Source organism: Vibrio splendidus 12E03 (genome assembly GCF_000272105.2).
In the GTDB taxonomy this organism is placed as follows: domain Bacteria; phylum Pseudomonadota; class Gammaproteobacteria; order Enterobacterales; family Vibrionaceae; genus Vibrio; species Vibrio splendidus_I.
In genome coordinates this window covers 1-1,998 of sequence record NZ_AJZD02000260.1, presented here as the reverse complement: position 1 = coordinate 1,998, position 1,998 = coordinate 1, and the positions used below count along the sequence as shown (strand labels likewise).

Sequence of the window (1,998 nt, the reverse complement as noted above, 5' to 3'; positions counted from 1 at the left end):
AAACGCAGTTAAGAAAATCTTTGAGGCGGGGGCGTATGTCGCTACTTGTCATGGCGGTTTTACTACGTTTCTGACCTTAACTTTTACCGAAGAACAGCGAAAGCATTTGTTCGGCGGTGAAGCGTTGACCGATGAGGGTTTAGCGTATTGCCCTATTCAAACCACCATAGGAAAAGAAGTATCTCGTTTTCTTGATGGCCTTAAAAAAATGTATCAGCGAGGTTTTGAATATCAACCATCAGAGGTGGGTGAGCTTTCACTTACTGACAAAGTGGTTGTGCAGGGTAATCAAGGGCGCCCATTGAAAGCTATCTGGAGAACGAAAGACGAAAACAAGCAGATTCGAACGCATACCCAAGAGCTACACGGAGCAACGAAAAAGCCTTTCGACTTTCATTATGTTTGGGTTGCTGAATGCCCTGCGAATGAAAACGGTGAGCCGAATCCACACGTTCATATTTTATTGAATTACCACGTACCAAAAGAACATTTTCAAGGATGGGCAAAGCGTGTTGAACGGCTTTGGGGTCATGGCATGGCAAATCTTCAACGCATTCAGCACAAAGACGCGGCGGCGGGTTACCTGATTAAGGCGATCGGTTATGCCGCGAAAGGTAGCAACGCTGACCAAGGTTTAATTAAAGGTAATCGCTATAACATCGCCCGTTGTAGTCGCGCCCCTGAGTGGGAGGCTCTCGCGAGTTTCGATGTTTCTAACATGACGGGAATTATCAAAGAGTGCGGGTATCGATTAGAGCAATGGAAAGCACCGATTAAGCGGGATATTGCTCGAAAGCAACTCAAATTAAATGAGGCTAAAAAGGCCGCAGATATAAATAAAAAACAACGCAAGTTTGATGCCGTTGGCAAGCTCAATCGGTTAATGAAAAAACTCGGTAGCGAAGTTAGAGAAGAGAAAGAACGCTTGAGCAGTCGCGGCGTATTTGCCAGTTCGGACAATCAATTTTCTATCAGTTTTGAGGGGGAGACTTACGAGGAAAAGGCCAATCAATTTTTAGAGTGGGCGGCAGGGGCTCGCGGTTGGAGTATGACGACAGAGGATGCGTATTTAGATGATATACGCCTTGAAGCAAAAGACCGCTACCGCAAAGCCTTTCAGCGTTGGCAAGTCAATCAGGCTAATTGGTTAAGTCTGCTAAATCAGGATTTGCCACCAATACCACCTTACGAAATTCAACAAGAGCTACTCGGTCAGGCCATGAACGAAGTAGAGCAATATTATCAACAACAGGTAATCCAATGACGGAAAAAACACTGCAAAGCGAAACAACCCGTTTGCTGAATGAAATGGATTCGGAATCGCAAGCATATAAGCCCCCAATGGGATTTGGTTTTATCAAACCTTGGTTAGTGAAAACTATCTGGCTTTTTAAAGCCTTTAATCAACGTCTAGACGCATTAGAAAAGGAAAACGGCTAATGGAAAATGAAACCCAAATATTAGGTTATGTGCAATGCCGAACTTGCTCACAACCAAAAGCGATTAAGCAAGGCAAAGGAAAACGTGCGGCGTTTGTTCATGGCCGTTGTGAATGTGGGCCTGATACGCGAACAGGTAAAGCGGCTCAAGCCGAAATGAAAGCGTTTAAATCCTTGGAAGAGGTTCAAGCAGATATCGAAGCAATCAATAACCCAGTTGTGGAAGCACAACCAATGGCAATCCAACAGGAAAAAGAAACGGAATCTAAACCAAAAAATGAGACTGAACCAAAGCCAATCACAACCGTTAAATGCGTTGGTATTGGTGCGGTGCTTGGCTTGTTCTTCGGTGGTGTAATCAAAACAATCAAAGTGGTGGCGTAAATGGAACAAACAGAACAACTAGACCAAATCGAAATTGAAGAACTAGAGCAGCATGACGAAAGTGAAGAGCTTGCTTTGTTGGCCGAACTTGGCGAAGAAGATTTCGATCCTTCCCAATCCGAACAAAAAACCGATGCTAAACAAGCTGCCTTATTGGCAGGCGAAGCAACGGCCA

3 protein-coding genes are annotated in these 1,998 nt (G+C 44.5%); all 3 read left to right on the top strand.

The features are described from left to right. Nucleotides 1-1,264 (top strand): rolling circle replication-associated protein (locus tag A142_RS16295; protein ID WP_019819885.1); only part of this gene is annotated, 1,264 nt, incomplete at its 5' end. After that, nucleotides 1,261-1,440 (top strand): hypothetical protein, encoded by a 180-nt coding sequence (locus tag A142_RS16290; RefSeq protein WP_016783612.1) that lies wholly within the window; start codon nucleotides 1,261-1,263, stop codon nucleotides 1,438-1,440. The genes A142_RS16295 and A142_RS16290, both read left to right, overlap by 4 nt. Then, a complete protein-coding gene (locus A142_RS16285) occupies nucleotides 1,440-1,823 on the top strand; it encodes a hypothetical protein (RefSeq protein ID WP_019819881.1) in 384 nt (127 codons plus the stop codon). Before A142_RS16290 ends, A142_RS16285 begins: the two co-directional genes overlap by 1 nt. Nucleotides 1,824-1,998: the final 175 nt, after the last annotated feature.

Excerpts from the sequence above, each read along its gene's own strand:
- A142_RS16290 (WP_016783612.1), top strand. The coding sequence starts at position 1,261 with ATGACGGAAAAAACACTGCAAAGCGAAACAACCCGTTTGCTGAATGAA.
- A142_RS16285 (WP_019819881.1), top strand. The coding sequence starts at position 1,440 with ATGGAAAATGAAACCCAAATATTAGGTTATGTGCAATGCCGAACTTGC.